The organism is Halomonas sp. 3D7M, from assembly GCF_014897885.1.
Classification (GTDB): Bacteria; Pseudomonadota; Gammaproteobacteria; order Pseudomonadales; family Halomonadaceae; genus Vreelandella.
On record NZ_JABUZF010000188.1, the window covers coordinates 2,838 to 9,619 of the forward strand.

Consider the following 6,782-nt stretch of genomic DNA (forward strand, 5'->3'; position numbering starts at 1 on the left):
AGGACCAGCAGCCAGTACGGTGCGCTCATAATCCAAGCCGCTCATGAGAACGCGAACCCCTTTACCGACCTCGCCCAGTACGTTTTCAGCCGGTACTTTGCAGTCTTGGAAAACCAGTTCGCAGGTGTTAGAGCCGCGCATACCCAGCTTGTCGAGCTTCTGTGCCGTAGTGAAGCCAGGCATGCCTTTTTCAATAATGAACGCTGTAATACCTTTAGAGCCTGCTTCTGGGTCGGTTTTGGCGTACACCACTAATACGTCGGCGTCAGGGCCGTTGGTGATCCACATCTTATTGCCGTTAAGGATGTAATGATCACCATCCAGCTTGGCACGTAGCTGCATTGACACGACGTCAGACCCTGCACCTGGCTCTGACATTGCCAGTGCACCTACGTGGTCGCCGCTGATCAGCTTGGGCAGATATTTCTCTTTTTGTGCAGCGCTGGCGTTGATCTTTAGCTGATTGACGCACAGGTTTGAGTGCGCGCCATAGGAGAGGGCGACGGAAGCACTTGCCCGGGAAATTTCTTCCATCGCAATACAGTGGGCAAGATAGCCCATACCACTACCGCCATCCTCTTCAGATACGGTAATCCCCAATAGACCCATGTCGCCAAACTTCTTCCACAGATCATTTGGGAATTCGTTGTTGCGGTCGATTTCAGCAGCGCGTGGGGCAATTTCGCTAGCGGCAAAGGCATTGACCTGCTCGCGCAGCATGTTCAGTTCATCGTCGAGGCCGAAATTGAGTTCTGAATAGTGTGAAAACATGGTCAATCACCTTGTCATTGTTAATGGGGGCTTTTCGTCGTTAAAGAAGGTTTTTCATTGAGTTCTTCAAGAGCCTGGCGGCAGCGAATTTCAGCGCTTTCAAGTTCCAGCTGCACCATCGTGATATCTTTCATTTGTTGTTCTAGAGCCGATTTACGCTCGCTGATTTTGCTTAGCATTAGATGCAACTGCTTTTCGCTGCCGCTGCGGGTCTCATCCCACAGCTCAAAGAGTTCGCGAATTTCTGCTAAGGAAAAACCGAGTCGTTTACCGCGTAGCGTTAATTTCAGGCGCACGCGATCTTTGCTGCTGTAGATGCGTGTTTGTCCACGGCGAGCAGGGTGGAGTAACTCCTGATCTTCATAAAAGCGAATACTCCGAGTGGTAACGTCGAACTCGCTGGCCAATTCACTGATCGTGTAGGTTTTGCTCATGATCATTGTTCTCGTCGATAGGGGGATGTCCCTATGGAACACTGACCATGAGGCTAAAACAAGTTTACGTTAACGTAAAGCAGTAGTTGTGCTTGTGTGATTTTCTTGATTATTGACTAATTATCTGAAAAATAACTATTTTTATTATTAACGTGAAGAAGCATTAAAGAAGCGTAGACCAAAGTTGTAATTGTAATACCCCTCAAGTGATTGCTAGTTTGCACCTACACCTTACGTTCAGGTAAGGGTGTGTTGCCGGCTAACGAGTTTCACTTGGTGACGCGGTTGGTGAAACGTCAGCACCCAACACCCGGATACAAGAACACCCGAACACAAGAACAAAAAGAGGCTTACCACTCCATGCGTGCAGACGATGTTCTTAATGGGCCAGTGCTCGAGACCAGAGGGCTGACCAAAGGATTCCGCGGTTTTACCGCCGTGGATGACGTTAATCTTCAAGTTCAAGAAGGGCATATTCACGCCCTGATTGGCCCCAACGGTGCTGGAAAGACCACCGTTTTTAATTTGCTAACCAAGTTTCTGCCGCCTACACGTGGAGAAATCCTTTATCGCGGTAAGCCCATTACCAGCAAGAAATCCAATGAGATTGCACAGCTGGGTCTCGTGCGTTCATTTCAAATTTCAGCGGTGTTTGCGCACATGACGGCGCTGGAAAACGTCCGAGTAGCGCTACAGCGTCAATTAGGCACATCGTTTCACTTCTGGAAATCAGAAAAGTCGCTAGATCACCTTAATGAGCGTGCATTGGAGCTGCTTGATGAGGTTGGCCTGCGTGAGTACGCCGATACACTAACGGTAGAAATGCCATACGGCCGTAAGCGCGCCCTGGAAGTTGCCACCACGCTGGCGCTTGACCCTAAGATGATGCTGTTGGATGAGCCGACTCAGGGGATGGGGGCAGAGGACGTTGATCGTATCGTCGAGCTGATTAAGCGTGTCTCAAAAGGGCGCACCGTCTTAATGGTGGAGCACAATTTGAGCGTGGTAAGCAGGCTTTGTGATCGTATTACGGTATTAGCCCGCGGCGCGGTGTTGGCCGAAGGTAATTATGACGAGGTTTCCCGCAATCCATTAGTGCGCGAGGCATATATGGGCAGTGAAGCTGCTGAAGAGGAGGCTGCCGTATGAATACCGCTGAGGCCTATGAAACCAATGAACTAGCCGATTCCCAAACGCTAGAAATGCTGAGAGTGCAAGACTTGCACGCTTTCTATGGTGAATCGCACATACTTCATGGCGTGAACTTTGATGTTAAGCGTGGGGAGTTGGTTACCCTGCTGGGCCGCAACGGCGCGGGACGCAGCACTACTCTAAAATCCATTATGAATATGGTTGGGCGTCGCACCGGCTCGATTGTGATTAATGGCAACGAAACGCTGAATATGAAGGCACACCATATTCCAAGGCTTGGTGTCGGCTACTGCCCCGAAGAGCGCGGTATTTTTGCCAGTCTGGATGTGCACGAAAATTTACTACTTCCGCCCACGGTTCGCTCTGGCGGAATGAGCCTAGATGAAATCTACGCCATGTTTCCCAACCTTTACGAGCGCCGCAGAAGCCAGGGGACGCGGCTTTCCGGCGGTGAGCAGCAGATGCTTGCCATGGCACGCATTCTACGCACCGGCGCGCGACTTTTGCTGCTCGATGAAATTACCGAAGGCTTAGCCCCCGTTATTGTGCAAAAACTTGGCGAAGTGCTTATTCAACTGAAAGAGCGCGGTATGACCATTGTTCTGGTGGAGCAGAACTTCCGTTTTGCAGCGCCGCTGGCAGATCGCCATTTTGTAATGGACCACGGTCAAATTGTTGAAGAGATAAGCGCTGAGCAGCTTCCGTCACGTCGAGACCATCTCAACACCATGCTGGGGGTATAACGCCAATCTAGATCATAAACACAGCATCAGCTTCGCAGTAGGTGCACTACAACACTAAACGCTCTATAAGCATTTCATTCGTACGTCGTAACACAACAACAAAGGCCTCAAGGGCCAGGAGACGAACATGACCTTTATGAAAAAAACGCTGACCGCCAGCATCGCCGTTGCCGCCGCTTCTACTATGGCAGTCTCAACCGCTCACGCCGACATTAGCGATAATGAGGTGCGCATTGGTTATTTGGCAGATATGTCTGGGACTTATCGTGACTTAGCTGGTCCAGGCGGCGAAACAGCCATGGAAATGGCGATTGCTGATTTTGGTGGCAGTGTTAACGGCTCGCCCATTGTAATTTTTAGTGCTGATGATCGTAACAGTGCTGACGTCGGTGCTAACACAGTGCGTGAGTGGATAGATCAGCGTAACGTCGACATGGTGGGTGGCCTAGTGGCGTCCTCGGTGTCTATTGCGGTCACCAAAGTGTTGGAAGAAAACAATGGTCTGGGCATTGTGTCGGGCTCTGCGGCATCAAGCATTACCAATGAACACTGCACGCCCAACCACATTCACTGGGTTTACGATACTTACCCACTGGCGAACGGTACTGCAAAAGCAGTTGTCGAGCAGGGCGGCGACAGCTGGTTCTTGTTAACGGCTGATTATGCGTTCGGCCATGCGCTGGAAGCTGATGTAACCAAAGTGGTTGAAGCCAATGGAGGCGAGATTGTCGGCGGCGTACGCCACCCGTTCCCGACAAGTGACTTCTCCTCGTACATCCTCCAGGCCCAAGGGTCTGGCGCGAAGATTGTTGGTTTGGCTAACGCCGGTGCCGACACTGTTAACGCGATCACTACTGCCAGCCAATTTGGTCTGACCCAGAGTGGCCAGCAGCTAGCAGGCCTGCTGATCTTCCTCAACGATGTACACGCGCTAGGCTTGGAATCCACTCAAGGCCTTCTGCTAACCACGGGTTGGTATTGGAACATGGATGAAGAGGCTCGCGCTTGGTCAGATCGTTATTTTGAAGAAGTTGGTCGTATGCCCACCATGGTTCAGGCAGGTATCTACTCAAGCACCATGCACTACCTGAAAGCCGTAGAAGCCGCGGGAACCGACGATCCTGAAGTTGTTCGTGCCCAAATGGCTGATATGCCCATTGAAGACTTCTTTGCGCGTAACGGCTCCATTCGTGAAGATGGCCGCATGATTCACGACATGTACCTTGCCCAAGTGAAAACGCCGGAAGAGTCTACCGGTGAGTGGGATCTTTATGAAATCCTCAGCACCATTCCTGCCGATGAAGCCTACCGTCCGCTCTCTGATAGCCAGTGCAAACTGGTTCAAAACTAAGTCGAATAACAACCGCAAGTGACGTTAGAACTGGTTGGTGGCAACTTGCCACCAACCGCTTGACGGCGAGGAGAGTCATACAATGACGATGATATTCGGCGTGCCATTGGCCGTTTTCATGGGCCAGCTTACGCTTGGGCTTGTGAATGGAGCCTTTTACGCACTGCTCAGTTTGGGCCTGGCGGTCATCTTCGGCCTACTGAAGATCGTCAACTTTGCCCATGGGGCGCAATACATGCTGGGAGCCTTCGCCGCACTGCTAGGCTTTCGCTATTTAGGCATCAACTATTGGCTAGCGCTGTTTTTGGTGCCACTGGTGGTGGGTAGTTTCGGCATGCTAATAGAGCGCTTTTTGCTGCGTCGCATTGCCCATTTAGACCATCTTTATGGATTGTTGCTTACCTTCGGGTTAGCACTCATTTTTGAAGGCACGCTGGTTAACTTCTTTGGTGTTTCGGGTGCGCGGTACGCGACTCCGGAAGCACTGCAAGGCGGCCTGAATTTAGGCTTCATGTTCCTGCCTACCTACCGGGCCTGGGTATTGGTAGCGGCACTGGCCATGTGTCTATTTACCTGGTTTATGATTGAGCGCACCCGCTTGGGGGCCTATCTGCGTGCAGGTACGGAAAACTCACAGCTGATGCAAGCGTTTGGAGTAAACGTACCGCTATTGATCACGCTTACTTACGGTTTCGGCGTAGCGCTAGCCGCTTTTGCGGGGGTGTTGGCAGCGCCGTTATATCCTGTGTCACCGACCATGGGGTCAAGCCTGCTGATTGTGGTGTTCGCGGTGGTCGTTATTGGGGGTATGGGATCTATTCTAGGTGCGATTCTTACTGGCCTGGGAATGGGGATCATCGAAGGCTTAACCAAAGTGTACTACCCCGAAGCCTCCAATACCGTGATCTTCTTGGTGATGATATTGGTGCTCATGTTACGCCCCGCTGGGCTGTTCGGTAAGGAGGCATAACCATGGCAGACTCTCAAACACTCAATGCGCCATCAGCCGTACAAGAACGGCAGAGGCGGGCCAAAATGCGCCGTAACATGTTTTATATAGCGCTCTTGGCCATCGGGTTAGTCGCTCCTTTTTTGGCCTATCCCGTTTTTCTAATGAAAATTCTTTGCTTCGCGCTTTTTGCCTGCGCATTTAATTTGTTGCTGGGCTATGCGGGATTGCTCTCGTTCGGGCACGCGGCCTTTTTAGCCACCGGTGGTTATGTTACCGGCTACTTGTTGGCAAGCTATCCAGGGCTAACGCCAGAGATGGGGATTATTGCAGGCACCTTTATGGCAACCCTGTTAGGGCTGCTGTTCGGGGTGCTTTCGATCCGGCGTCAGGGCATTTACTTTGCCATGGTGACGTTGGCGCTTGCTCAGCTGATGTTTTTCGTCTTTGTTCAGTCATCGTTTACCGGTGGTGAGGATGGTCTGCACGGCGTGCCACGCGGTGACTTGTTTGGTGTGATCAGTCTAAGCAGCAACTTAGCGATGTATTACTTCGTTTTTGCCATCTTCATATTTGGTTTTGCGCTGATCCAACGCACCGTGCATTCCCCCTTTGGGCAGGTGCTTAAAGCGATTCGTGAAAATGAGCCGCGTGCTATTTCGCTGGGCTACAACGTTGATGCTTATAAGCTGCTGGCGTTTGTACTTTCTGCGGCGCTGGCCGGGTTGGCAGGGTCTACCAAAACCGTCGTGTTTCAACTGGCGTCGTTAACCGATGCACACTGGCACATGTCGGGTGAAGTTATCCTAATGACGCTGCTGGGCGGGGTAGGCACACTGCTTGGCCCCCTGATGGGCGCGGGCATTGTGGTTAGTCTGCAGCACATTTTGGCACAGTCGCCGTTGGGTAACTGGGTAAGCGTCATTCTGGGGATTATCTTTGTTGTCTGCGTACTTAGCTTCCGCAGCGGCATTGTGGGTGAACTCACCAAAATGTATCGCAAAAACTTCAAATAACCGTTTCTGTCCGATGATTGGGTGCCCTAGGGCACCCTTTTTTCTGCCCAACTCACGCCTCTACGCCAAAGGTAGTGAGCTAAGCCGGTTGCACCTGTCAGAGTAAGAATATAAGTTAACGTAAACGTCAACGTTGCCTGTAAAGATAATTGCCAGTAAAGACAATTGCCAATAACGCCAACGGCTAATAAAGATAATAGCAAACGCCAAGCTGCCCAGCCTGCTCACAGGCTGTTCAGCGACGCATGCTGCGGAGATTCGCCATGAATTTTGAGTTAAGTGAAGACCAGGTCGCCTTTGCCGATATGGCCCGGGCATTCGCCCAGAATGAATTAGAACCCAACGCTGCGCAGTGGGATGCCGAAG

General features: G+C 51.4%; 8 protein-coding genes. 6 read left to right on the top strand and 2 right to left on the bottom strand.

Annotated features, from left to right (window positions below; translation table 11 throughout):
- Both INT22_RS20755 and INT22_RS10700 read right to left on the bottom strand, forming a co-directional pair.
- Positions 1-771: acyl-CoA dehydrogenase family protein (locus INT22_RS20755; RefSeq protein WP_226912608.1), on the bottom strand; the 771-nt coding region annotated here is incomplete at its 3' end.
- A gap of 20 nt (positions 772-791) precedes the next feature.
- A complete protein-coding gene (locus tag INT22_RS10700; RefSeq protein ID WP_089040839.1) occupies positions 792-1,205 on the bottom strand; it encodes a MerR family transcriptional regulator in 414 nt (137 codons plus the stop codon).
- 360 nt (positions 1,206-1,565) lie between these two features.
- On the opposite strand from INT22_RS10700, the gene INT22_RS10705 reads away from it, so the two are divergent.
- The 6 genes from INT22_RS10705 to INT22_RS10730 all read left to right on the top strand — a co-directional run.
- Positions 1,566-2,354 carry an ABC transporter ATP-binding protein gene (locus INT22_RS10705; protein ID WP_193068208.1) on the top strand — a complete coding sequence of 263 codons (789 nt, stop codon included), beginning with the start codon at positions 1,566-1,568 and terminating at the stop codon, positions 2,352-2,354.
- Positions 2,351-3,100: an ABC transporter ATP-binding protein gene (locus INT22_RS10710; RefSeq protein ID WP_125748817.1), complete on the top strand. Its 750-nt coding sequence runs from the start codon at positions 2,351-2,353 to the stop codon at positions 3,098-3,100. Before INT22_RS10705 ends, INT22_RS10710 begins: the two co-directional genes overlap by 4 nt.
- 127 nt (positions 3,101-3,227) lie before the next feature.
- Entirely contained in the window at positions 3,228-4,451 is a 1,224-nt protein-coding gene (locus tag INT22_RS10715; RefSeq protein ID WP_193068206.1) for an ABC transporter substrate-binding protein, read from the top strand.
- An 82-nt stretch (positions 4,452-4,533) separates the two neighbouring features.
- Positions 4,534-5,421, top strand: coding sequence for a branched-chain amino acid ABC transporter permease (locus INT22_RS10720; RefSeq protein WP_125748811.1), 888 nt, complete (start codon positions 4,534-4,536; stop codon positions 5,419-5,421).
- 2 nt (positions 5,422-5,423) lie between these two features.
- Complete coding sequence (locus INT22_RS10725; RefSeq protein WP_089037879.1) at positions 5,424-6,416, top strand: branched-chain amino acid ABC transporter permease; 993 nt, start codon at positions 5,424-5,426, stop codon at positions 6,414-6,416.
- Between the two features lie 263 nt (positions 6,417-6,679).
- On the top strand, positions 6,680-6,782 hold a 103-nt coding region (locus INT22_RS10730; RefSeq protein WP_193068207.1), incomplete at its 3' end, for an acyl-CoA dehydrogenase family protein.

What these genes read in the sequence shown, in the direction of transcription:
- INT22_RS10700 (WP_089040839.1), bottom strand. Translation starts at nt 1,205, where the DNA reads ATGAGCAAAACCTACACGATCAGTGAATTGGCCAGCGAGTTCGACGTT.
- INT22_RS10705 (WP_193068208.1), top strand. Translation starts at nt 1,566, where the DNA reads ATGCGTGCAGACGATGTTCTTAATGGGCCAGTGCTCGAGACCAGAGGG.
- INT22_RS10710 (WP_125748817.1), top strand. Translation starts at nt 2,351, where the DNA reads ATGAATACCGCTGAGGCCTATGAAACCAATGAACTAGCCGATTCCCAA.
- INT22_RS10715 (WP_193068206.1), top strand. Translation starts at nt 3,228, where the DNA reads ATGACCTTTATGAAAAAAACGCTGACCGCCAGCATCGCCGTTGCCGCC.
- INT22_RS10720 (WP_125748811.1), top strand. Translation starts at nt 4,534, where the DNA reads ATGACGATGATATTCGGCGTGCCATTGGCCGTTTTCATGGGCCAGCTT.
- INT22_RS10725 (WP_089037879.1), top strand. Translation starts at nt 5,424, where the DNA reads ATGGCAGACTCTCAAACACTCAATGCGCCATCAGCCGTACAAGAACGG.